Annotated in this window: 31 protein-coding genes; all 31 read right to left on the bottom strand. The window is 65.1% G+C overall.

The features are described 5' to 3' along the window. Positions 1-53 precede the first annotated feature (53 nt). Positions 54-1052, bottom strand: coding sequence for a DNA-directed RNA polymerase subunit alpha (locus tag LYSHEL_RS02450; RefSeq protein ID WP_213435453.1), 999 nt, complete (start codon positions 1050-1052; stop codon positions 54-56). A gap of 61 nt (positions 1053-1113) precedes the next feature. Next, the gene (gene rpsD, locus LYSHEL_RS02455) at positions 1114-1743 is read right to left on the bottom strand and encodes a 30S ribosomal protein S4 (protein ID WP_213435454.1); all 630 of its coding nucleotides are present in this window, start codon (positions 1741-1743) and stop codon (positions 1114-1116) included. Between the two features lie 14 nt (positions 1744-1757). Further along, positions 1758-2153, bottom strand: a complete 396-nt coding sequence (gene rpsK, locus LYSHEL_RS02460) for a 30S ribosomal protein S11 (protein WP_036167714.1) — start codon at positions 2151-2153, stop codon at positions 1758-1760. Between the two features lie 12 nt (positions 2154-2165). Beyond that, the gene (gene rpsM / locus LYSHEL_RS02465) at positions 2166-2522 is read right to left on the bottom strand and encodes a 30S ribosomal protein S13 (RefSeq protein WP_213435455.1); all 357 of its coding nucleotides are present in this window, start codon (positions 2520-2522) and stop codon (positions 2166-2168) included. Positions 2523-2872: 350 nt separating this feature from the next. Next, positions 2873-4225, bottom strand: coding sequence for a preprotein translocase subunit SecY (secY, locus tag LYSHEL_RS02470; RefSeq protein WP_213435456.1), 1353 nt, complete (start codon positions 4223-4225; stop codon positions 2873-2875). Positions 4226-4232: 7 nt separating this feature from the next. After that, positions 4233-4670 carry a 50S ribosomal protein L15 gene (rplO, locus tag LYSHEL_RS02475; RefSeq protein WP_213435457.1) on the bottom strand — a complete coding sequence of 146 codons (438 nt, stop codon included), beginning with the start codon at positions 4668-4670 and terminating at the stop codon, positions 4233-4235. Between the two features lie 4 nt (positions 4671-4674). After that, positions 4675-4875, bottom strand: coding sequence for a 50S ribosomal protein L30 (rpmD, locus tag LYSHEL_RS02480; RefSeq protein ID WP_213435458.1), 201 nt, complete (start codon positions 4873-4875; stop codon positions 4675-4677). Continuing rightward, on the bottom strand, positions 4868-5407 hold the full coding sequence (rpsE, locus tag LYSHEL_RS02485; protein ID WP_213435459.1) for a 30S ribosomal protein S5: 540 nt from the start codon (positions 5405-5407) through the stop codon (positions 4868-4870). Before rpsE ends, rpmD begins: the two co-directional genes overlap by 8 nt. 161 nt (positions 5408-5568) lie before the next feature. Then, positions 5569-5922 carry a 50S ribosomal protein L18 gene (gene rplR, locus LYSHEL_RS02490; RefSeq protein WP_213435460.1) on the bottom strand — a complete coding sequence of 118 codons (354 nt, stop codon included), beginning with the start codon at positions 5920-5922 and terminating at the stop codon, positions 5569-5571. Between the two features lie 29 nt (positions 5923-5951). Beyond that, positions 5952-6479 carry a 50S ribosomal protein L6 gene (gene rplF / locus LYSHEL_RS02495; protein WP_213435461.1) on the bottom strand — a complete coding sequence of 176 codons (528 nt, stop codon included), beginning with the start codon at positions 6477-6479 and terminating at the stop codon, positions 5952-5954. 13 nt (positions 6480-6492) lie between these two features. Beyond that, a complete protein-coding gene (gene rpsH, locus LYSHEL_RS02500) occupies positions 6493-6888 on the bottom strand; it encodes a 30S ribosomal protein S8 (protein ID WP_213435462.1) in 396 nt (131 codons plus the stop codon). 75 nt (positions 6889-6963) lie between these two features. Further along, entirely contained in the window at positions 6964-7269 is a 306-nt protein-coding gene (rpsN, locus tag LYSHEL_RS02505; RefSeq protein ID WP_213435463.1) for a 30S ribosomal protein S14, read from the bottom strand. Between the two features lie 12 nt (positions 7270-7281). Then, complete coding sequence (gene rplE, locus LYSHEL_RS02510; RefSeq protein WP_213435464.1) at positions 7282-7821, bottom strand: 50S ribosomal protein L5; 540 nt, start codon at positions 7819-7821, stop codon at positions 7282-7284. A gap of 22 nt (positions 7822-7843) precedes the next feature. Then, positions 7844-8158, bottom strand: a complete 315-nt coding sequence (gene rplX / locus LYSHEL_RS02515; protein WP_213435465.1) for a 50S ribosomal protein L24 — start codon at positions 8156-8158, stop codon at positions 7844-7846. Between the two features lie 16 nt (positions 8159-8174). Continuing rightward, positions 8175-8543, bottom strand: coding sequence for a 50S ribosomal protein L14 (gene rplN, locus LYSHEL_RS02520; RefSeq protein WP_036167737.1), 369 nt, complete (start codon positions 8541-8543; stop codon positions 8175-8177). A 12-nt stretch (positions 8544-8555) separates the two neighbouring features. Next, positions 8556-8819, bottom strand: a complete 264-nt coding sequence (rpsQ, locus tag LYSHEL_RS02525; protein ID WP_213435466.1) for a 30S ribosomal protein S17 — start codon at positions 8817-8819, stop codon at positions 8556-8558. 12 nt (positions 8820-8831) lie between these two features. Then, positions 8832-9026: a 50S ribosomal protein L29 gene (rpmC, locus tag LYSHEL_RS02530; RefSeq protein ID WP_213435467.1), complete on the bottom strand. Its 195-nt coding sequence runs from the start codon at positions 9024-9026 to the stop codon at positions 8832-8834. Then, the gene (rplP, locus tag LYSHEL_RS02535; RefSeq protein ID WP_213435468.1) at positions 9026-9439 is read right to left on the bottom strand and encodes a 50S ribosomal protein L16; all 414 of its coding nucleotides are present in this window, start codon (positions 9437-9439) and stop codon (positions 9026-9028) included. The genes rpmC and rplP overlap by 1 nt, the downstream gene beginning before the upstream one ends. A 2-nt stretch (positions 9440-9441) precedes the next feature. Further along, positions 9442-10185 (bottom strand): 30S ribosomal protein S3, encoded by a 744-nt coding sequence (gene rpsC / locus LYSHEL_RS02540; protein WP_213435469.1) that lies wholly within the window; start codon positions 10183-10185, stop codon positions 9442-9444. A gap of 15 nt (positions 10186-10200) precedes the next feature. After that, complete coding sequence (rplV, locus tag LYSHEL_RS02545) at positions 10201-10536, bottom strand: 50S ribosomal protein L22 (RefSeq protein ID WP_213435470.1); 336 nt, start codon at positions 10534-10536, stop codon at positions 10201-10203. An 11-nt stretch (positions 10537-10547) separates the two neighbouring features. After that, complete coding sequence (rpsS, locus tag LYSHEL_RS02550; RefSeq protein ID WP_213435471.1) at positions 10548-10817, bottom strand: 30S ribosomal protein S19; 270 nt, start codon at positions 10815-10817, stop codon at positions 10548-10550. 6 nt (positions 10818-10823) lie between these two features. Continuing rightward, complete coding sequence (gene rplB, locus LYSHEL_RS02555; protein WP_213435472.1) at positions 10824-11651, bottom strand: 50S ribosomal protein L2; 828 nt, start codon at positions 11649-11651, stop codon at positions 10824-10826. Positions 11652-11662: 11 nt separating this feature from the next. Further along, on the bottom strand, positions 11663-11977 hold the full coding sequence (gene rplW, locus LYSHEL_RS02560) for a 50S ribosomal protein L23 (protein WP_213435473.1): 315 nt from the start codon (positions 11975-11977) through the stop codon (positions 11663-11665). Then, positions 11974-12579 carry a 50S ribosomal protein L4 gene (gene rplD, locus LYSHEL_RS02565; protein WP_213435474.1) on the bottom strand — a complete coding sequence of 202 codons (606 nt, stop codon included), beginning with the start codon at positions 12577-12579 and terminating at the stop codon, positions 11974-11976. Before rplD ends, rplW begins: the two co-directional genes overlap by 4 nt. A gap of 2 nt (positions 12580-12581) precedes the next feature. Then, the gene (gene rplC, locus LYSHEL_RS02570; RefSeq protein WP_213435475.1) at positions 12582-13238 is read right to left on the bottom strand and encodes a 50S ribosomal protein L3; all 657 of its coding nucleotides are present in this window, start codon (positions 13236-13238) and stop codon (positions 12582-12584) included. A gap of 10 nt (positions 13239-13248) precedes the next feature. Beyond that, positions 13249-13560 (bottom strand): 30S ribosomal protein S10, encoded by a 312-nt coding sequence (gene rpsJ / locus LYSHEL_RS02575; RefSeq protein ID WP_156641283.1) that lies wholly within the window; start codon positions 13558-13560, stop codon positions 13249-13251. A gap of 397 nt (positions 13561-13957) precedes the next feature. Beyond that, positions 13958-15148, bottom strand: coding sequence for an elongation factor Tu (tuf, locus tag LYSHEL_RS02580; RefSeq protein ID WP_213435476.1), 1191 nt, complete (start codon positions 15146-15148; stop codon positions 13958-13960). 36 nt (positions 15149-15184) lie between these two features. Further along, positions 15185-17275: an elongation factor G gene (gene fusA / locus LYSHEL_RS02585; protein WP_213435477.1), complete on the bottom strand. Its 2091-nt coding sequence runs from the start codon at positions 17273-17275 to the stop codon at positions 15185-15187. A 125-nt stretch (positions 17276-17400) separates the two neighbouring features. Then, entirely contained in the window at positions 17401-17868 is a 468-nt protein-coding gene (gene rpsG / locus LYSHEL_RS02590; protein WP_213435478.1) for a 30S ribosomal protein S7, read from the bottom strand. 17 nt (positions 17869-17885) lie between these two features. Continuing rightward, entirely contained in the window at positions 17886-18260 is a 375-nt protein-coding gene (rpsL, locus tag LYSHEL_RS02595) for a 30S ribosomal protein S12 (protein ID WP_213435479.1), read from the bottom strand. A gap of 258 nt (positions 18261-18518) precedes the next feature. Continuing rightward, positions 18519-22742: a DNA-directed RNA polymerase subunit beta' gene (rpoC, locus tag LYSHEL_RS02600; protein WP_213435480.1), complete on the bottom strand. Its 4224-nt coding sequence runs from the start codon at positions 22740-22742 to the stop codon at positions 18519-18521. Positions 22743-22767 lie beyond the last annotated feature (25 nt).

Below are 22767 nucleotides of genomic sequence, written 5' to 3' on the forward strand. Positions count from 1 at the left end.
CCGCGTCGGCGTTGTGTTGCATCAACGACGGGCCCCGAAGGGCCCGGCGGTGTTTAACCCATCATCCCGTGCGAAGCGATGCCGGCCGGCGGCCAGTTCTCGAGCTTCATGCCGAGCGAAAGGCCGCGCTGCGCGAGGACTTCCTTGATCTCGGTGAGGGACTTCTTGCCGAGGTTCGGCGTCTTGAGCAGTTCCACTTCGGTCTTCTGGATGAGATCGCCGATGTAGTAGATGCTCTCGGCCTTGAGGCAGTTGGCCGAACGCACGGTGAGCTCGAGGTCGTCGATCGGGCGCAGCAGCACCGGATCCACGCCGCTGGCCTGCGGCTTCGCCGCGCCGCGATCGCGGTGCGTGAAGTCGCCGAACACCGACAGCTGGTCGCTGAGGATGTCGGCCGCGGTGCGGACGGCTTCTTCGGCGTCGATCGTGCCGTTGGTTTCGATGTCGAGGACGAGCTTGTCGAGGTCGGTGCGCTGTTCGACGCGCGCCGCTTCCACCGCATACGCCACGCGGCGCACCGGCGAGAACGAAGCGTCGAGCATCAGGCGACCGATCGCGCGGGTCTCTTCATCCGGACGACGACGGGCGGCGGCCGGCTGGTAGCCGAACCCACGCTCGATCTTCAGGCGCATGTTGAGCGCCGTGTCCTTGGTGAGGTGAGCGATCACGTGCGCCGTGTTGAGGATCTCGACGTTGTGGTCGACCTTGATGTCGCCGGCGGTGACGACGCCCGGGCCCTGCTTGGCCAGGCTCAGCGTCGCCGAGTCGCCGGTGTGCATGCGGATCGCGACGTCCTTGAGGTTGAGCAACACCTCGAGCACGTCTTCCTGCAGGCCTTCGACCGTCGTGTACTCGTGCAGCACGCCGTCGATCTCGACTTCCGTGATGGCGAAGCCGGGGATCGAAGACAGCAGCACGCGACGCAGCGCGTTGCCGAGCGTGTGGCCGTAACCGCGCTCCAGCGGTTCGATCACGACTTTCGCGCGGTTTTCGGCGATGCGCTCGATCTGCGGACCACGGGGGCGCAGGACTTGGTTGGCGGTAACCGTCATGTTTCGGTGTCTCCAGTGACCATCGCCCCGTCGGGCGATGGTTGTTGCATACGGCAGTCGGTTACTTCGAGTAGAGCTCGACGATCAACGCTTCGTTGATGTCGGCCGGCAGCTCGGCGCGATCCGGCACGGCCTTGAACACGCCGGCGAACTTCTTCGCGTCGACTTCGACCCACGCCGGCGACAGATCCATCTGCTGCGAGACGGTGACCGACTCCTGCACGCGGAGCTGCTTCTGCGCGCGCTCGGAGAGCGCGATGGCATCGCCCGCCTTGACGGCGTACGACGGCAGGTTGACCGGCTTGCCGTTCACCGTGACGCCGCGATGCGACACCAGCTGGCGCGCGGCCGGGCGGGTGACGGCGAAGCCCATGCGGTACACGACGTTGTCCAGGCGCGTCTCGAGGAGCTGCAGCAGGTTTTCACCCGTGTTGCCCTTCTTGGTGGACGCCTTCTTGTAGTAGTTGCGGAACTGGCGCTCGAGCAAGCCGTAGATGCGCTTGACCTTCTGCTTCTCGCGAAGCTGGGTGGCGTAGTCGGACAGCTTGCCCTTGCGGGCGGTTGCGCCGTGCTGGCCGGGCTTCTGCTCCAGCTTGCACTTCGAATCGAGCGCGCGGGCCGGCGACTTGAGGCCGAGGTCGGCGCCTTCGCGACGGGCGAGCTTGCAGGTGGGACCGATATAACGAGCCATTTTTCTTCAGCTCCTCAGACGCGACGCTTTTTCGGCGGACGGCACCCGTTGTGCGGGATGGGCGTCACGTCGATGATGTTGGTGATCTTGTAACCGACGTTGTTCAACGAACGAACGGCGGATTCGCGACCGGGACCCGGGCCCTTGATGCGGACTTCGAGCGACTTGACGCCGTAGTCGAGCGCAGCGCGCCCGGCTTTTTCGGCGGCGACCTGCGCAGCGAACGGGGTCGACTTGCGCGAGCCGCGGAAACCCGCGCCACCCGAAGTTGCCCACGACAGCGCGTTGCCCTGGCGGTCGGTGATCGTGACGATCGTGTTGTTGAAGGAAGCGTGGACGTGGGCGACGCCGTCGGTGACGACGCGCTTGATCTTCTTCTTCGTTTTCGCGGCAGCTGCCGGCTTGGCCATGGTGTGGGTTCCTTACTTCTTGATGGCCTTGCGCGGACCCTTGCGGGTGCGTGCATTGGTCCGGGTGCGCTGGCCGCGCAGCGGAAGACCGCGGCGGTGACGCAGGCCGCGGTAGCAGGCCAGGTCCATGAGGCGCTTGATGGCCATGCCGATTTCGCGACGGAGGTCGCCCTCGACCACGTACTTGCCGACTTCGGCGCGCAGGCGCTCGACGTCAGGCTCGGACAGGTCGCGGATCTTGGTGTTGGACTGGACGCCAGCAGCGTCGCAGACCTTCTTCGAACGAGTACGGCCGATGCCGTAGATGCTTTGCAACCCGACCCAGACATGCTTCTGGGCAGGCAGGTTGACGCCCGCAATACGCGCCATGACGCGATCTCCAAACTTGGTGGCTGGCCGGAAGGTGTCGATCCGGCGAAGGGAACACGAAATTTTAGCTGGGTCTCGTGGCATAGGGAAGCCCCGGACCCCGAAAGGCGCCCGTTGGCTCCGGCATGGGGAGTGTGCCCATGCTCCGGCGACGGAATCCGGACTGCCAGGAAAGCGCGGCGAACCCCGCCCTGCCCCGGCCCCGCGCGCTCCTCAGGCGCACGGACTGGTCCGGACCCACCCGCGCACGAGACCGCCGCGCGAGTCGCCCTGTTCGGTCCCGGGCGAAACCCGGGACCGGGTGCGAGGGCGGCTGTCCGTTCCCGGACGGGCCGACCCCGCGGTCATCCTCAACGGCCGGTCAGACCGGCCCGCGAACCCTTCAGGTTCGCCTTCTTCAACAAGCTCTCGTACTGGTGGGACGTGAGGTGCGCCTGGATCTGCGCCATGAAGTCCATCACCACCACCACCACGATCAGCAGCGACGTGCCGCCGAAATAGAACGATGCCCCGATCTTCGTGCGCATGATCTCCGGCAACAGGCAGACCAGGACCAGGTAGATCGCGCCGGCGCCCGTCAGGCGGGTCAGCACGCCGTCGATGTAGTCCGCCGTCGCCTTGCCGGGACGGATGCCCGGGATCAGCGCGCCCGACTTCTTCAGGTTGTCGGCCGTTTCCTGCGAGTTGAACACCAGCGCCGTGTAGAAGAACGCGAAGCCGATGATCAGCGTGGCGAACAGGATCATGTGCAGCGGCTCGCCCGGCGACAGCGCCTGCGCGATGCGCTGGAGCCACGTGGCCTGGCCCGACTGGCCGAACCACTGCGAGGCGGTGGCCGGGAACATGATCAGGCTGGACGCGAAGATCGGCGGGATCACGCCCGACATGTTGAGCTTCAGCGGCAGGAACGAAGTCTGGTTCATGTACGCGTTGCGACCGCCCTGGCGGCGCGCGTAATTGACCGTGACCCGTCGCTGCCCACGCTCGACGAACACCACGAAGAACGTGAAGGACAGCACCACCAGCACGATCAGCGCCACCTGGGGCACGCTCATGTCGCCGTTGCGCGCCTGTTCCAGCGTGTTGAGCACGGCGCCCGGCAAGCCGGCCACGATGCCCGCGAAGATGATCAGCGACACGCCGTTGCCGATGCCGCGCTCGGTGACCTGCTCGCCCAGCCACATCAGGAACATCGTGCCTGCCGTGAGCGCGACGACCGCGGTCATGACGAAGCCCGGGCCCGGCGCGTACACGACGGGCGAACCGTCGGGCGAACTCATGTGCTGCAGGCCCAGCGCGATGCCGGCGGCCTGGAAGACCGCCAGTCCCACCGCGCCCATGCGCGAGTACTGGGTGATCTTGCGGCGGCCGGACTCGCCTTCCTTCGACATCGCCTTCCAGCTCGGCAGGATCTGCGTCATGAGCTGGACGACGATCGATGCCGAGATGTACGGCACGACGTTGAGCGCGAACAGGCTGAAGCGCTGCAGCGCGCCACCGGAGAACATGTTGAACATGTCCACGATGGTGCCCTTCTGCGACTCCATCAGCTGGAGCATCGCCTGCGGGTTCACACCCGGCACCGGGATGTAGCAACCGATGCGGTAGACGATCAGGGCGCCGACGACGAAAAGCAGTCGCTGGCGGAGCTCGGTGAATTTACCGAGCCCGCTTCCCACGTTGGCCGCTGCGCCTCGCGCCATGCGTCAGTTACTCCCCGACCTTGCCGCCGGCCGCTTCGATCGCGGCCTTGGCGCCGGCCGTGGCGAGCACGCCCTGCAGGACGAACTTCTTGGTGACTTCGCCCTTCTTCACGATCTTGACCTGCTTGGCCGCGTTCGGGATGAGCTTGGCGGCGCGCAGCGCGGCGATGTCGATCGTGCCGGCGTCCAGCTTGTCCAGCTGGTACAGCAGCACTTCGGCCGTGTCCTTGAGCAGCTTCGAACGGAAGCCGATCTTCGGCAGGCGACGCTGCATGGGCATCTGGCCGCCTTCGAAGCCGGCCTTGATCTTGCCCTTGCCGCTACGTGCGAAGGAGCCCTTGTGGCCGCGACCCGCGGTCTTGCCGAGGCCCGAACCGATGCCGCGACCGACGCGGGTGCGTTCCTGGCGGGCGCCGTCTGCGGGCTTGAGGGTATTCATACGCATTGGATCAGTCCTCCACGCGGACGAGGTAGTGCAGCTGCGTGATCAGGCCACGCACCTGCGGGCTGTCCTTCAGCTCGCGCACGCTGTTGAGCTTGTTGAGGCCGAGCGCCTTGACCGACAGGCGATGACGCGCCTGGCAGCCACGCAGGCCCTTGACGAGGCGCACCTTGACGGTGCCGCCGGTGTTCGCCGGGGTCTTAGCCATGGTTCAACTCCTCCACCTTCTTGCCGCGCTTCGCCGCGATCTTGGCGGGCGAGCTCGTTTCGCTCAGGCCGCGCAGCGTGGCGCGCACCAGGTTGATCGGGTTGCGCGAGCCGACGGCCTTCGCAAGCACGTTCTTGACGCCGGCCGCTTCGAGCACGGCGCGCATCGCGCCGCCGGCGATCACGCCGGTACCTTCGGAGGCGGGCTGCATGAAGACGCGCGCGGCGCCGTGGCCCGACTTCACGGCGTGCCACAAGGTGCCGTTGTTGAGGTCGACCTGCATGAAGCTCTTGCGCGCGTATTCCATCGACTTCTGGATCGCGACCGGCACTTCGCGCGCCTTGCCGTAACCGAAACCGACCTTGCCGTTGCCGTCGCCCACCACCGTCAAAGCGGTGAAGGTGAACTGGCGACCGCCCTTGACCGTCTTGCTGACGCGGTTGACCGCGATCAGCTTCTCGATCATGCCGTCATCGACTTCTTCGCGGTCGCGACGATCGCGGCCGCGCGATTCCCGTTGCTGTTCTGCCATGTTCGTATCTCGTAGTTTGGAAAGGATTTGCGGCTTGGCCGCTTATGGTTGTGGTGTGGAGCGGGTGCTGCGTGGCGAGGAGAACTCCTCGCCGCGTCCTGCATCGACCCATGCAGGCGGGACGAACACGTGTGGGGCTTGCGCCCCGCACTTTCAATGCATCAGAACTGCAGGCCGCCTTCGCGGGCCGCATCGGCGAGCGCCTTGATGCGACCGTGGTAGCGGTAGCCCGAGCGGTCGAACGCGACCTTCTCGACGCCGGCAGCCTTCGCCTTCTCGGCGATCAGGCGACCGACCTTGGCGGCGGCGTCGCTGTTCTTGCCGTTCTTCAGGCCTTCCTTGACGTCGGACTGCACGGTCGAGGCCGAAGCCAGGACCTTGGAGCCGTCGGACGTGAAGACCTGCGCGTACAAGTGCTGGCCGGTGCGCAGCACCGACAGGCGCGGCACGCCGAGTTCGCGGATGTGGGCGCGCGTCGACTTGGCGCGGCGCAGGCGGGCGGGATTCTTGTTCATGCTTTTGTTCTCCGAAAGCTGAAAGCCGATTAGGCCTTCTTGGCTTCCTTGCGGATGATGTTCTCGCCGGCGTACTTCACGCCCTTGCCCTTGTACGGTTCCGGCGGGCGGAAACCGCGGATCTTGGCCGCGACTTCACCGACGCGCTGCTTGTCGGCACCCGACACGACGATTTCCGTCTGCGTCGGCGTCGCGATCGTGATGCCTTCCGGGGCGGTGAACAGCACCGGATGCGAGAAGCCCAGCGAGAGGTTGAGGTCCTTGCCCTGCATCGCGGCACGGTAGCCGACGCCCACCAGCTCGAGCTTGCGCTCGAAGCCGGACGTGACGCCCTGGACCATGTTGGCGACGATGGCGCGGAGCGTACCGGCCAGCGGGACGAGCGACGGATCGTTCGCCGAAACCTGCGCGGTATCGTTCTCGACCTTGATGTCGATGCCGGCCGGCTTGGCGATCGACAAGGTGCCCTTCGGGCCCTTGACGCTCACGCTTTCCGGCTGGACGTTCAGTTCGATGCCCTTCGCGAGGGCGATCGGCTTCTTGGCGACACGGGACATTATCTGTACTCCCTTAAGCCACGAAGCACAGGACTTCGCCGCCGACGCCCTGCTGGCGTGCCTGCGTGTCGGTCATGATGCCCTTCGAGGTGGAGATGATCGCGACACCCAGGCCACCGAGGACCTTGGGCAGCGCGTCCTTGCCGCGGTACTGGCGCAGGCTGGACTTCGAAACGCGCTGCAGGCGTTCGATGACCGGCTTGCCCTCGTAATACTTCAGCGCGATTTCCAGGACCGACTTGGCGCCGTCCTTGGTCACGCGCGACGACGCGATGTAGCCCTCGTCCGCGAGGACCTTGGCGATCGCGACCTTGATGTTCGACGACGGCATCGAAACCGCCGGCTTGCCAACCGCGGCCGCATTGCGAATGCGGACCAGCATGTCGGCGATGGGATCAGTCATGCTCATTGATTACTACCTTTGAGTGCACCGATATCCGCGAAATTGCGAATAGCTAGTAAGTGGAACGGTGTTGCGATTGCTTTACCAGGACGCCTTGCGGAGGCCCGGGACGTCGCCGCGCATCGTGGCTTCGCGCAGCTTGTTGCGCGCCAGGCCGAACTTTGCGTAGACGCCACGCGGACGGCCGGTGATCGCGCAACGGTTGCGCTGGCGGCTTTCCGAGGAGTCGCGCGGCAGCTTCTGCAGCTTGACCACGGCTTCCATCTTTTCTTCGTACGACGCGGACTGGCTGGAGATGATCTTCTTCAGCGCCTCACGCTTCGCACCATGCTGCTTCGCCAGCTTGGCGCGCTTGATGTCGCGGTTGACCATCGAGGTCTTGGCCATGTGGTGTCAGCCTCAGTTGCGGAACGGGAAGCGGAAGGCCTCGAGCAGGGCCTTGGCCTCTGCGTCGGTCTTCGCCGTGGTGGTGATCGCGATGTCCATGCCGCGCATGGCGTCGACCTGGTCGAAATCGATCTCCGGGAAGATGATCTGTTCCTTGACGCCCATGTTGTAGTTGCCGCGGCCGTCGAACGAACGACCCGACACGCCGCGGAAGTCGCGCACGCGCGGCAGCGAAATGTTGATCAGGCGGTCCAGGAATTCGAACATGCGGGCACGGCGCAAGGTGACCTTGCAGCCGATCGGCCAGCCGTCGCGGATCTTGAACGACGCCACCGAGATGCGCGACTTGGTGACCAACGGCTTCTGGCCGGAGATCTTGGCCATGTCGGCCACCGCGTTCTCGAGGATCTTCTTGTTCGCCGCGGCCTCGCCCACGCCCATGTTGAGCGTGACCTTGACCAGCTTCGGCACCTGCATCGGATTGGTGTAGCCGAACTGTTGCATCAGCTTCGGCACCACTTCTTCCTTGTAAATCTTTTCAAGACGCGTCATGACTTTTCCTCGGACGACTGCATCAGCCGTCGATTGCTTCACCACTGGAGCGGAACACACGCAATTTGCGTCCATCCTCCAGGACCTTGAAACCGACGCGCTCGCCCTTGCCCGTCGCCGGGTTGAAGAGCATCACGTTCGAAATGTGGATCGGCGCTTCGCGCTCGATCACGCCGCCGGGCTGGCCGGCCTGCGGGTTCGGCTTGGTGTGGCGCTTGACGACGTTGACGTTGGCCACGACGAGCTTGTCGCCCGCCATGCGCACGACGTCGCCACGCTTGCCCTTGTCCTTGCCGGAGATGACGACCACCTGGTCGCCCTTGCGGATACGGTTCATGTCAGTTCCTTCCGCCTCAGAGCACTTCGGGCGCGAGCGAGACGATCTTCATGAACTTCTCGGAACGCAGCTCGCGGGTCACAGGCCCGAAGATGCGCGTGCCGATCGGCTCATGCTTGTTGTTGAGCAACACCGCGGCGTTGCCGTCGAAGCGGATCAGCGAACCGTCGGCGCGGCGCACACCCTTGCGGGTACGGACCACGACGGCGTCGTAGACGTCGCCCTTCTTGACCTTGCCGCGCGGGATCGCGTCCTTGACGGTCACCTTGATGATGTCGCCGATGTGGGCATAGCGGCGCTTCGAACCACCGAGCACCTTGATGCACATCAGTTCCTTGGCGCCCGAATTGTCGGCGGCGTCGAGATAGCTCTGCATCTGGATCATGGCTGTCTCTCCTTACTCGGCCGCACGGGCGAGGATTTCAACCACCCGCCAGTTCTTGGTCTTGGACATCGGCGCGCATTCGGCGATGCGCACGACATCGCCTTCCTTGCAGGCGTTGTCGGCGTCATGCGCGTGCAGCTTGGTCGAGCGGCGCATGTACTTGCCGTACAGCGCGTGCTTGACCTGGCGCTCGACGAGCACGGTGATGGTCTTGTCCATCTTGTTGCTGACAACGCGGCCTTCGACCGTGTGCAGCTTCTTGGTTGTTTCGTTCATCGTCGCCGTCCCTTACTTCTTGTTGCCCGCGGCACCCAGCAGCATGTTCACGCGCGCGATTTCGCGGCGGACACGGCGGGCATCGTGGGTCTTGGCCAGCTGGCCGGTGGCTTTCTGCATGCGGAGCGCGAACTGCTCCTTCTGCAGGTCCACCAGGTGGGCCTTCAGTTCGTCGGCGGACTTCTGACGCATTTGCTTGAGTTCCATCAGCGCACCGTCCGGGTCACAAAGGTGGTGGTGACCGAGAGCTTGGCCGCGGCCAGGCGGAACGCCTCGCGTGCGACGTCTTCGCTGACGCCCTCGATCTCATAGATCATGCGGCCCGGCTGGATCTGCGCGACCCAGTACTCGACGTTGCCCTTGCCCGAGCCCATTCGCACTTCGATGGGCTTCTTGGTGATCGGCTTGTCGGGGAACACGCGGATCCACATCTTGCCGCCGCGCTTGACGTAGCGGCTGATCGAGCGGCGGGCCGCTTCGATCTGGCGCGCGGTCAGCTGGCCGAACGCTGTGGACTTCAGGCCGTACTCGCCGAACGAGACGGCGTTGCCGCTCCAGCTCAGGCCGTCGTTACGGCCCTTGTGCATCTTGCGGTATTTGGTTCGCTTGGGTTGCAGCATGATTATTCCCTCGCCTCGCGATCACGACGCGGACCACGCGGACGGTCGGCGCGATCGCCGCGGTCACCGCGGTCGCTGCGCGGAGAGTCGTCCTGCTTTTCCTGGCCGATCTGGCTGAAGTCGAAGACTTCGCCCTTGTAGACCCACACCTTGATGCCGATGATCCCGTACGTCGTCTTCGCTTCGGCAAAGCCGTAGTCGATGTCGGCGCGCAGGGTGTGCAGCGGCACGCGGCCTTCGCGGTACCACTCCGAACGGGCGATTTCCGCGCCGTTGAGGCGGCCAGCGACGTTGACCTTGATGCCCAGGGCACCGAGGCGCATCGCGTTGCCGACGGCGCGCTTCATCGCGCGACGGAACATGATGCGGCGCTCGAGCTGCTGCGCGATCGATTCGGCGACCAGCTGCGCATCGAGTTCCGGCTTGCGGACTTCGGTGACGTTGATGTGCGCCGGGACGCCCATCAGGTCACTGACTTCCTTGCGCAGCTTCTCGATGTCCTCGCCACGCTTGCCGATCACCACGCCCGGGCGGGCGGTGTGGATCGTGACGCGCGCGTTGTTGGCCGGACGCTCGATGAGGATCTTCGAGATGCCGGCCTGCGCGAGCTTCTTGCGCAGCATGTCGCGGACCTTGAGGTCGGCGATCAGGTAATCCGCGTAATGCTTCTTGCCGGCGAACCACTTGGAATTCCAGTCCTTGGCGATGCCCAGGCGGATGCCGGTCGGATGAACTTTATGACCCATGTCTGATCTCCGCCGTTACTTGCCGGCACCGACAACCACGGTGATGTGGCTGGTGCGCTTGAGGATCCGGGTGCCGCGGCCCTTCGCGCGCGCCATGAAGCGCTTCAGCGTCGGACCTTCGTCGACCATGATGGACTTGACGCGCAACTCGTCGACGTCGGCGCCCTGGTTGTTTTCCGCGTTGGCGATCGCCGACTCGACGACCTTGCGGATCATGCCCGCGGCCTTCTTGTCGGAGAACTTCAGCAGGTTGACCGCGCGCTCGGCCGAGAGGCCGCGCACCTGGTCAGCCACGAGCCGGGCCTTCTGGGCGGAGATGCGCGCGCTGCGCAGGATGGCTTTCGCTTCCATGGTCATCTCCCTTACTTGCCCGACTTCTTGTCGCCACCGTGACCCTTGAAGGTCCGGGTGAGCGCGAATTCGCCGAGCTTGTGGCCGACCATGTTCTCGTTGACGAGCACGGGAATATGGTTCTTGCCGTTGTGGACGGCGATGGTGAAGCCGACCATTTCCGGCATGACCATCGAGCGACGCGACCAGGTCTTGATCGGCTTCTTGTTGTTGGCCGCAGCCTCCACCTTCTTGATCAGGTGGTGGTCGACGAACGGACCTTTCTTCAGTGAACGTGCCATGGCCGATTAACCCCTGCGATCGCGCACGATGAATTGCGTGGTGCGCTTGTTCTTGCGCGTCTTGTAACCCTTGGTCGGCACGCCCCACGGCGTGACCGGATGCGGGTTGCCCTGGCCTGCCTTCGCCTCGCCACCACCGTGCGGGTGGTCGACCGGGTTCATGGCGGCGCCGCGGACGGTCGGCTTGACGCCGCGCCAGCGCTTCGCACCTGCCTTGCCCAGCTTTTCGAGGTTGTGCTCGACGTTGCCGACTTCGCCGACCGTCGCGCGGCACTCGGCCGGCACCTTGCGCATTTCGCCGGAGCGAAGGCGCAGGGTGGCGTAACCGGATTCGCGGGCGATCAGCTGCACGCCGGCACCGGCGGCACGCGCCAGCTGCGCACCCTTGCCCGGCTTCATCTCGATGCAATGCACCGTGGAGCCGACGGGGATGTTGCGCAGGGGCAGCGTGTTGCCGACCTTGATCGGGGCGTCACGGCCCGCGATCACCTGGTCGCCGCTCTTCAGGCCCTTGGGGGCGATGATGTAGCGGCGCTCGCCATCGACGTAGCACAGCAGCGCGATGTGCGCGGTGCGGTTGGGATCGTATTCGATCCGCTCCACGCGCGCCGGAATGCCTTCCTTGTCGCGCTTGAAGTCGATGATGCGGTAGTTCTGCTTGTGACCACCGCCGATGTGGCGGGTGGTGATGCGACCGTGGTGGTTACGACCACCGGTCTTCGCCTTCTTCTCGACGAGGGCCGCGAACGGCGCACCCTTGTGGAGATCCGGCGTCACGACGCGGACCGCGGAACGGCGGCCGGGCGAGGTGGGCTTGAAAGTCATCAGTGCCATTGGGTCTGTCCTCAGGCCTTGGCCATCATCACGTCGATCGACTGGCCATCGGCCAGCTTCACGTACGCCTTGCGCCAGTCGCCGCGCTTGCCCTGGCGGAACTTGAAGGCCTTGTTCTTGCCCTTCACGTTCACCACGTTCACCGCTTCGACCGTCACCGAAAAGATCTGCTCGATCGCCGCCTTGACGTCCGCCTTGGTGGCGGTCTTGGCGATCTCGAAGACGTACTGGTTCGACACTTCCTGCAGGCGGGCGGTCTTTTCGGACACCCGCGGCGCACGGATCACGTCATACAAATTGCTGAAGGTCGGCTTGATGTTGTTCATGCCAGCCACTCCTCGATCTTCTTGACCGCATCGGCGGTGACGATGACCGTGTCGGCGCCCACGAGGGCCACCGGGTCGAGGCCCTGCACGTCGCGCACTTCGACGTACGGCAGGTTGCGCGCGGACAAGTACAGCGACTCGTTCGCTTCCTCGGTCACGATCAGCGGACGGCGGCCCACTTCCAGGCCGGCGAGCTTCGCGATGAGGCCCTTCGTCTTCGGACCGTCGACATCGAACGACTCGACGACCTTGATGCGGCCCTGGCGGTTGAGCTCGGACAGGATCGCCGAGATCGCCGCGCGGTACATCTTGCGGTTGACCTTCTGCGCGAAGCTGCGCGGCTTGGCCGCGAACGTCACGCCGCCGCCGACGAAGATCGGAGCCGTCAGCGCGCCATGACGCGCACCGCCGCCCTTCTGCTTCTTCGACTTCTTGGTCGTGCCGTTGACTTCCGAACGCGTCTTCTGCGCCTTGGTGCCGGCGCGACCTGCGTTGCGGTAGGCAACGACGACCTGGTGGACGAGGTCTTCGCTGAATTCACGACCGAACACGGCGTCCGAAACGGACAGCTTGTTCGCACTATTGGTGATGGACAGTTCCATCGTCAGACTCCCTTGCTCGTCGGACGCACGATGACGTCGCCGCCCGGCGCACCCGGCACGGCACCGCGCACGGCGATCAGGCCGCGCTCGGCGTCGACCTTGACCACGCGCAGGTTCTGCGTCGTCTGCGTTTCGGCACCCATGTGGCCCGACATCTTCTTGCCCGGGAACACGCGGCCCGGCGTCTGGCGCTGGCCGATCGAACCCGGCGAGCGGTGCGACAGCGAGTTACCGTGCGTCGCGTCGCCCATGGTGAAGTTCCAGCGCTTGATCGTGCCCTGGAAGCCCTTGCCCTTGGTGATGCCCTGGACGTCGACGACCTGGCCGACTTCAAAGATGTCGGCGCGGATTTCACCGCCGACCTGGAAGTCGGCGATCTTGTCGTCCTGCACGCGCAGTTCCCACAGGCCGCGACCGGCTTCGACCTTCGCCTTGGCGAGGTGACCGGCTTCCGGCTTGTTGATCAGGGCGGCGCGCTTGACGCCGACGGTGACCTGCACGGCGCTGTAGCCGTCGGTCTCGACCGTCTTCACCTGGGTGATGCGGTTCGGGGTGGCTTCGATCAGGGTCACCGGGATGGACTTGCCATCTTCGGTGAACACGCGGCTCATGCCGGCCTTGCGGCCGACGATGCCCAACGAATATTTCTTCGCGGTCATGGTGGGGGCCTCAGGTCAGCTTGATCTGGACGTCGACGCCGGCCGCGAGCTCGAGCTTCATCAGCGCGTCCACGGTCTTGTCGTTCGGGTCGACGATGTCCAGCACGCGCTTGTGCGTGCGGGTTTCGTATTGGTCACGCGCATCCTTGTCGGCATGCGGCGAGGTAAGAATCGTGAAACGCTCGAGCTTGGTCGGCAGCGGGATCGGGCCGCGCACTTGCGCGCCGGTCCGCTTGGCCGTCTCGACGATCTCGCTGGCCGAGCGGTCGATCAGGCGATGATCGAAAGCCTTCAGCCGAATCCGGATCTTCTGGTCCGCCATGACGGGTATTCCTCAGTGAAAAGAGCGAAGGGTCGGCCTCTGGGTGTGCCGGCCCTGGAACAGGTGAAGCGGTGGAACGTGGAGCAAAAATCAGGGCGGCCCGGTTACCCGGCCGCCCGACAGAATTCGTGAACGCGCAAGCGACTCCGCCATGAGTGCTCCGAAGAACTTCGGAACGGGCGGAGGACTGCCGCGCGACAAATCCGTGTCTGGCGAATACGAAGGACGTCCTGTCCGTCATTTCGCTGGTTTGTTGCTGGTCCCGGGGGCCTGTCCGCATGGGTCAGGCCGCGAGAGCCGTGCATTCTAGGGGGCTCCCGGGGGAATGGCAACCCATTTCCCCGGAAAAACACACCTTTTTCACCTGGACCCCCGCTTTCGCGGGGACCCGGATGCATTACTTCAGGATCTTCGCCACCACGCCGGCGCCGACCGTGCGGCCGCCTTCGCGGATCGCGAAGCGCAGGCCGTCGTCCATCGCGATGGGGTGGATCAGCTCGACCACCATCTTGATGTTGTCGCCCGGCATGACCATTTCCACGCCTTCCGGCAGGGTCACGGCGCCCGTGATGTCGGTCGTGCGGAAGTAGAACTGCGGGCGGTAGCCCTTGAAGAACGGCGTGTGGCGGCCGCCTTCGTCCTTCGACAGCACGTACACCTCGGCTTCGAACGTGGTGTGCGGGGTGATCGAACCCGGCTTGGCCAGCACCTGGCCACGCTCCACGTCGTCACGCTTGGTGCCGCGCAGCAGCAGGCCCGCGTTGTCGCCCGCCTGGCCCTGGTCCAGCAGCTTGCGGAACATTTCCACGCCCGTGACGATCGTCTTCTGCGTCGGACGGATGCCGACGATTTCGATTTCGTCGCCCACCTTGATCACGCCGCGCTCGATGCGGCCCGTCACCACCGTGCCGCGGCCCGAGATCGAGAACACGTCTTCCACCGGCATCAGGAACGGCTTGTCGATCGCGCGCTCCGGCTGCGGGATGAACGAGTCCAGCGCGTCCACCAGCTTCAGGATCGACGGCACGCCGATCTCCGACTGGTCGCCTTCCAGCGCCAGGCGCGCCGAACCCTTGATGATCGGGGTGTCGTCGCCCGGGAATTCGTACTTGGTCAGCAGCTCGCGCACTTCCATCTCGACGAGCTCCAGCAGCTCGGCGTCGTCCACCATGTCCGCCTTGTTCAGGAAGACCACGATGTACGGCACGCCCACCTGGCGCGACAGCAGGATGTGCTCGCGCGTCTGCGGCATCGGGCCGTCGGCCGCCGAACACACCAGGATCGCGCCGTCCATCTGCGCCGCACCCGTGATCATGTTCTTGACGTAGTCCGCGTGTCCCGGGCAATCCACGTGCGCGTAATGGCGGTTGGCCGATTCGTATTCCACGTGCGCCGTCGAGATCGTGATGCCGCGCGCCTTCTCTTCCGGCGCCGCGTCAATCGCGTCATAGGCCTTGAACTCGCCGCCGAAACGCTCTGCGCCCACCTTCGTCAACGCCGCCGTCAGCGTCGTCTTGCCGTGGTCGACGTGGCCGATCGTGCCCACGTTCACGTGGGGCTTGGTGCGCTCGAACTTACCCTTTGCCATGGCTGCTTCCCTCGAAATGCTTTAAGTGTTTGTAGGTCAGGACTTCTTGATCACGGCTTCGGCGATGTTGTTCGGCGCCTCGGCGTAGTGGTCGAATTCCATCGTGAAGGTCGCGCGGCCCTGCGACATCGATCGCAGCGTCGTCGCGTAGCCGAACATTTCGCCCAGCGGGATCATCGCGTTGATGATCTTGCCCGACGGGCTGTCGTCCTGGCCCTGCAGGATGCCGCGGCGGCGGCTGACGTCGCCCATCACGTCGCCGAGGTAATCCTCGGGCGTGACGATCTCGACCTTCATCATCGGCTCGAGCAGCACCGGGGAGGCCTTGTGGAAGCCTTCCTTGAAGCCCATCGAACCCGCGATCTTGAACGCCATTTCGGACGAGTCGACCTCGTGGTACGAACCGTCGACGAGCTTGACCTTGACGTCCACGATCGGGAAGCCGGCCATCAGGCCGTTCGCCACCGCTTCCTGGATGCCCTTGTCGACCGCCGGGATGTATTCCTTCGGAATCACGCCGCCGACGATGCCGTTCTCGAACTCGTAGCCCTTGCCCTGCTCGTTCGGCGAGATCTCCAGCCACACGTGGCCGAACTGACCCTTGCCGCCCGACTGGCGCACGAACTTGCCTTCGGCCTTGACCGCCTTGCGGATCGTTTCGCGATACGCGACCTGCGGCTTGCCGACGTTGGCTTCGACGTTGAACTCGCGCTTCATGCGGTCCACCAGGATTTCCAGGTGGAGCTCGCCCATGCCCGAGATGATCGTCTGGCCGGATTCTTCATCCGTGCGCACGCGGAACGACGGATCTTCCTGCGCGAGGCGACCCAGCGCCAGGCCCATCTTTTCCTGATCGGACTTGGTCTTCGGCTCGACCGCCATCGAAATGACGGGCTCCGGGAAGATCATGCGCTCGAGCGTGATCACGTGGTCCTGCGCGCACAGCGTGTCGCCGGTGGTGACGTCCTTCAGGCCGACGGCCGCGGCGATGTCGCCCGCGCGCACTTCCTTGATCTCGTCACGGTTGTTGGCGTGCATCTGCAGGATGCGGCCCACGCGTTCCTTCTTCGACTTGACCGGGTTGTACACCTGGTCGCCGGAGTTGAGCGTGCCGGAATAGACGCGGAAGAACGTGAGCGAACCCACGAACGGGTCGGTCATGATCTTGAAGGCGAGCGCGGAGAACGGCTCGGAATCCAGCGCCTTGCGGCTGTCTTCCTTGTCGTTTTCGTCGATGCCGGCGACCGGCGGGCGATCGGTCGGCGACGGCAGGAAGCGGATGACCGCGTCGAGCATCGCCTGCACGCCCTTGTTCTTGAACGCGGTGCCGCACAGCGCCGGGATGATCTCGCACTTCAGCGTGCGCTCGCGGATGCCGAAGATGATCTCTTCTTCCGAAAGCTCGCCGTCGTTGAGGTACTTGTCCATCAGCTCTTCGGACGCCTCGGCGGCGGCCTCGACCATGAACGCGCGCGCGGTCGTGCACTCGTCGAGCAGGTGCGCCGGGATGTCGGCGTACTCGAACTTGGTGCCCTTGGATTCCATGTCCCACACGATCGACTTCATCTTGATGAGGTCGATCACGCCTTCGAAGCCTTCCTCGGCGCCGATCGGCACCTGCAGCGGCACCGGGTAGGCACCCAGGCGCGACTTCAGCTGTTCGACGACCTTCGAGAAGTTGGCGCCGGTGCGGTCCATCTTGTTGACGAACGCAAGGCGCGGCACGTTGTACTTGTTGGCCTGGCGCCACACGGTCTCGGACTGCGGCTGCACGCCACCGACCGCGCACAGCACGAACACCGCGCCGTCGAGCACGCGCAGCGAACGCTCGACTTCGATCGTGAAGTCGACGTGCCCGGGGGTGTCGATGATGTTGAAGCGGTATTCCGGCAGGGACATGTCCATGCCCTTCCAGAACGCGGTCGTCGCGGCCGACGTGATCGTGATGCCGCGCTCCTGCTCCTGCTCCATCCAGTCCATCGTCGCGGCACCTTCGTGCACTTCGCCGATCTTGTGGTTGACGCCGGTGTAGAACAGGATGCGTTCGGTCGTCGTGGTCTTGCCGGCGTCGATGTGCGCCATGATGCCGAAATTGCGGTAACGCTCGATGGGAGTGGTGCGAGCCACGGCTGTCTCTCGTTTGATCTTAGGTCGGACGCAATGTCCGGAAGGCCGAAGCCGCCTTGCGGCGGCTCGGGCGAGTGCGGCATCAGGGCCGCGGCGAACCCGGCGTCAGCGCGGGTTCGCAGGTCTTACCAGCGGTAGTGCGCGAACGCCTTGTTCGCTTCCGCCATGCGGTGCGTTTCTTCGCGCTTCTTGATCGCGCCGCCGCGGTTCTCGGAGGCGTCGAGCAGCTCGCCGGCGAGCTTGCGCGGCATGCTGTTCTCGCCGCGCTTGCGGGCGGATTCGATCAGCCAGCGCATCGCCAGCGCCATGCGGCGCGACGAGCGGACTTCGACGGGAACCTGGTACGTGGCACCGCCGACGCGACGGGACTTCACCTCGACCGACGGAGACACGTTGCCCAGCGCCTTCTCGACGAGTTCGATGGCGTTGGCGTTCTTCTCGGTGATGACGTCCATCGCGCCGTACACGATCTTTTCGGCGACCGACTTCTTGCCGCTCTGCATGACCATGTTGATGAAGCGGGCGATCGTCTCGCTCCCGTGCTTCGGGTCGGGCAGGACGGTGCGCTGCGGAGTGGAACCTTTACGCGACATGTTCTATATCCCCTGGATCAGGACTTCGGGCGCTTGGCGCCGTACTTGGAGCGGCTCTGGCGACGCTTGGTGACGCCGGCGGCGTCGAGCGAACCACGCACGGTGTGGTAGCGGACGCCCGGGAGGTCCTTGACGCGACCGCCGCGGATCAGGACCACCGAGTGTTCCTGCAGGTTGTGGCCTTCGCCGCCGATGTACGAGATGACCTCGTAACCGTTGGTGAGGCGCACCTTCGCGACCTTGCGGAGGGCCGAGTTCGGCTTCTTCGGGGTGGTCGTGTAGACGCGGGTGCAGACGCCACGGCGCTGCGGGCAGTTCGCCAGGGCAGGCGAAGTGCTCTTGTAGGTTTCCGGGCTGCGCGGCTTGCGCACCAGCTGGTTGATCGTTGCCATCGAGGGACTCTTTTGGGCGGACCTGCGGTCCAGCGTGAAAACGAAGCAGGCCGGATCCGGCCTGCTTAGACGGAAAAGTATAGCCCGCGCCGACGAAATGCGTCAACGCGAGCCAGGTATTGAGAAGCGGCGGGGCGGCCGAATTCGCGAGGCCGCCCTGCCCTTCATGGTTCCCGCCCGTCCTGGGCCGAAGACGAGGCGCTCCCTGCGCCTCATTTCGTGGTCTGGGACGGCCCGTGGGCCGTCGCGCCGAACAGTTTAGCTGTTGCCGGACTCCTCGCCCGCATCGACCGCCGCTTCCGGCGCCGATTCGGTGACGACCGAACCCGACAGTGCCTCCATCTCCGACTCGGTGAGGCCCGAGGCGTTGCGGCGGCGTGCGCTGTGGTAGGCCAGGCCCGTGCCCGCGGGGATCAAACGACCCACGATCACGTTTTCCTTCAGGCCGCGCAGGCCGTCGCGGGTGCCGCGGACGGCAGCCTCGGTCAGCACGCGGGTGGTCTCCTGGAACGAAGCCGCCGAGATGAACGACTCGGTGGCCAGCGAGGCCTTGGTGATGCCCAGCAGCACCGGGTCGTACTTGGACGGGATCTCGTTCTTCGCAACCGCCGCGGCGTTCGCTTCGATCATGCGCTGGCGCTCGACCTGCTCGCCGTGCAGGAACTTGGTGTCCCCGGCGTCGAGCACTTCGACCTTGCGCAGCATCTGGCGGACGATCACTTCGATGTGCTTGTCGTTGATCTTGACGCCCTGCAGGCGGTAGACGTCCTGGATTTCCTTGGTCAGGTAGACCGCCAGCGGCTCCACGCCGAGCAGGCGCAGGATGTCCTGCGGGCTCGGTTCGCCGTCCACCACGGTCTCGCCCTTCTCCACGTGCTCGCCTTCGAACACGATGATCTGGCGGTACTTCGGGATCAGCTCTTCGTGCTCGCTGCCGTCGGCCTGCTTGATGATCAGGCGCTGCTTGCCCTTGGTGTCCTTGCCGAAGCTGACGATGCCCGAGACCTCGGCGAGGACCGCCGGATCCTTCGGCTTGCGCGCTTCGAACAGGTCGGCCACGCGCGGCAGACCACCGGTGATGTCGCGGGTCTTCGACGCTTCCTGCGGGATCTTGGCGACCACGTCGCCCACGCCGACCGGCGCGCCGTCCTGCAGGTTCACGATCGAGCGCGGCGGCAGCAGGTACTGCGCCGGCAGGTCGGTGCCCGGGATGGAGAGGTCCTTGCCGTTCTTGTCGACGATGCGCACGATCGGGCGGAGGTCCTTGCCCTGCGTGCCCCGACGCTTCGGATCGGTGATTTCGCGCGACGCCAAGCCGGTGAGCTCGTCGGTCTTCTCGATGACGGTGACGCCGTCGATGAAGTCGATGAAGCGCATGAAACCGGCCACTTCCGACACGATCGGGTGGTTATGCGGATCCCAGCTGGCCACGGTCTGGCCGGCCTTGATGCTCGCGCCGTCCTTGACCAGCACGGTGGCGCCGTACGGGAGCTTGTAGCGCTCGCGCTCGCGGCCGTGCAGGTCGAGCACCGACAGTTCACCCGAACGCGAGACCGCGACGAGGTGACCGGCAGCGTGGTCGACGTGCTTGAGGTTGTTGAACTTCACCGTACCGGTCGTCTTGACCGTCACGTTGTCGATCGCCGCCGCACGCGACGCCGCACCACCGATGTGGAACGTACGCATGGTGAGCTGCGTGCCCGGCTCGCCGATCGACTGCGCGGCGACGACGCCGACCGCTTCGCCGTGGTTGACCAGGTGGCCGCGGCCCAGGTCGCGACCGTAGCAATGCGAGCACACGCCGAACGGGCTCTGGCAGGTGATCGTGGAGCGCACCTTGATCGACTGGACGCTGGCGTCCTCGATCTTCTGCACCCACGCCTCGTCGAGCAGCGTGTTGCGCTCGACGAAGGGATCTTCGTCGTTGCCCGGCAGGAACACGTCTTCGGCCACGATGCGGCCCAGCACGCGGTCGCGCAGCGGCTCGACGACATCGCCGCCTTCGACGATCGGCGTCATGGTGAGGCCGTCGAACGTGCCGCAATCGGTCTCGGTGATGACCACGTCCTGCGCGACGTCCACGAGGCGACGGGTCAGGTAACCCGAGTTCGCCGTCTTCAGCGCGGTATCCGCGAGACCCTTTCGGGCGCCGTGGGTCGAGATGAAGTACTGGAGGACGTTGAGGCCTTCGCGGAAGTTCGCGGTGATCGGCGTCTCGATGATCGAGCCGTCCGGCTTGGCCATCAGGCCACGCATGCCGGCCAGCTGGCGGATCTGCGCCTGCGAACCACGCGCACCGGAGTCGGCCATGATGTAGATCGAGTTCATGGACTTCTGCGGAACGCGCTCGCCCTTGGCGTTGAGCACGGTGTCGGTGCCGATCGCGTCCATCATCGCCTTGGCCACGCGCTCGTTCGTGCGCGACCAGATGTCGACGACCTTGTTGTAGCGCTCGCCCGCGGTGACCAGGCCCGACTGGTACTGCTGCTGGATTTCCAGGACCTCGGCTTCCGCCTCGTCCAGGATGCCCTTCTTCTCGCCCGGGATGATCATGTCGTCGATGCCGATCGAAACGCCGGCGCGCGTGGCGTACGCGAAGCCGGTGTACATCAGCTTGTCGGCGAACACGACCGTGTCCTTCAGGCCGAGCATGCGGTAGCAGGAGTTGATCAGGCGCGAGATGTTCTTCTTCGTCAGCTCGGTGTTGGCCAGCTGGTACGGCAGGCCTTCCGGCAGGATTTCCTGCAGCAGCGAACGACCGACCGTCGTGTCGACGATCGAGGTCTTCTTCGAGCGCGAGCCGTCTTCGGCGACCACGGTTTCCGTGATGCGCACCTTGACCTTGGCGTGGATCTCGACGACGCGGTTGTCGTACGCGCGCTTGACCTCGGCGACGTTCGCGAACGCCATGCCTTCACCCTTCTTGTTCTCGAGGGCGCGGGTCATGTAGTACAGGCCGAGCACGACGTCCTGCGACGGCACGATGATCGGCTCGCCGTTGGCGGGCGACAGGATGTTGTTCGACGCCATCATCAGCGCGCGCGCTTCCAGCTGCGCTTCCAGCGACAGCGGGACGTGCACGGCCATCTGGTCGCCGTCGAAGTCGGCGTTGAACGCGGTGCAGACCAGCGGATGCAGCTGGATCGCCTTGCCTTCGATCAGCACCGGCTCGAACGCCTGGATGCCCAAGCGGTGCAGCGTCGGCGCGCGGTTGAGCAGGACCGGGTGCTCGCGGATCACTTCCTCGAGGATGTCCCACACTTCCGCTTCTTCGCGCTCGACCAGCTTCTTGGCGGCCTTGATCGTCGTGGCGAGGCCACGGCGCTGCAGCTTGGCAAAGATGAAGGGCTTGAAGAGCTCCAGCGCCATCTTCTTCGGCAGGCCGCACTCGTGCAGGCGCAGCGTCGGGCCGACCACGATGACCGAACGGCCCGAGTAGTCGACGCGCTTGCCGAGCAGGTTCTGGCGGAAGCGACCCTGCTTGCCCTTGATCATGTCGGCGAGCGACTTGAGCGGGCGCTTGTTGGTACCGGTGATGGCGCGGCCGCGACGGCCGTTGTCCATCAGGGCGTCGACCGACTCCTGCAGCATGCGCTTCTCGTTGCGCACGATGATGTCCGGCGCATTGAGCTCGAGCAGGCGCTTGAGGCGATTGTTGCGGTTGATGACGCGGCGGTACAGGTCGTTGAGGTCCGACGTCGCGAAGCGGCCGCCATCCAGCGGCACCAGCGGACGCAGGTCCGGCGGCAGCACCGGCAGCACGGTCATGACCATCCACTCCGGGCGGTTGCCGGAGTCGAGGAACGCCTCGATCAGCTTGATGCGCTTGGTGAGGCGCTTGAGCTTGGTCTCGGAGTTGGTCGCGGCGATCTCTTCCTTCAGGCGGAGCATCTCCGACTGCAGGTCGATCGTGCGCAGCAGCTCGTACACGGCCTCGGCGCCCATCGCGGCGTCGAAGTCATCGCCGTGTTCCTGGCGCGCCTGCATGAACTGTTCTTCGGTCAGCAGGTTGCCGCGCTCGAGCGGGGTCAGGCCCGGCTCGGTCACGACGTACGCTTCGAAGTACAGGATGCGTTCGATGTCGCGCAGCGTCATGTCGAGCATCAAACCGATGCGCGACGGGAGCGACTTCAGGAACCAGATGTGCGCGACGGGCGAGGCCAGGTCGATGTGGCCCATGCGCTCGCGGCGCACCTTGGCCAGCGTCACTTCCGTGCCGCACTTCTCGCAGACCACGCCGCGGTGCTTCATGCGCTTGTACTTGCCGCACAGGCACTCGTAGTCCTTGATCGGACCGAAGATCGCGGCGCAGAACAGGCCATCGCGTTCCGGCTTGAACGTGCGGTAGTTGATGGTCTCCGGCTTCTTCACTTCGCCGTAGGACCACGAGCGGATGAGGTCCGGCGACGCCAACGCGATCTTGATCGCGTCGAAGTCGGGCATGGGCCGCTGCTGGTTGAACAGATTGAGCAAGTCTTTCATGGGTGTCTCCTGATCGGCGGCGGCG

This window comes from Lysobacter helvus (genome assembly GCF_018406645.1).
Classification (GTDB): domain Bacteria; phylum Pseudomonadota; class Gammaproteobacteria; order Xanthomonadales; family Xanthomonadaceae; genus Noviluteimonas; species Noviluteimonas caseinilytica.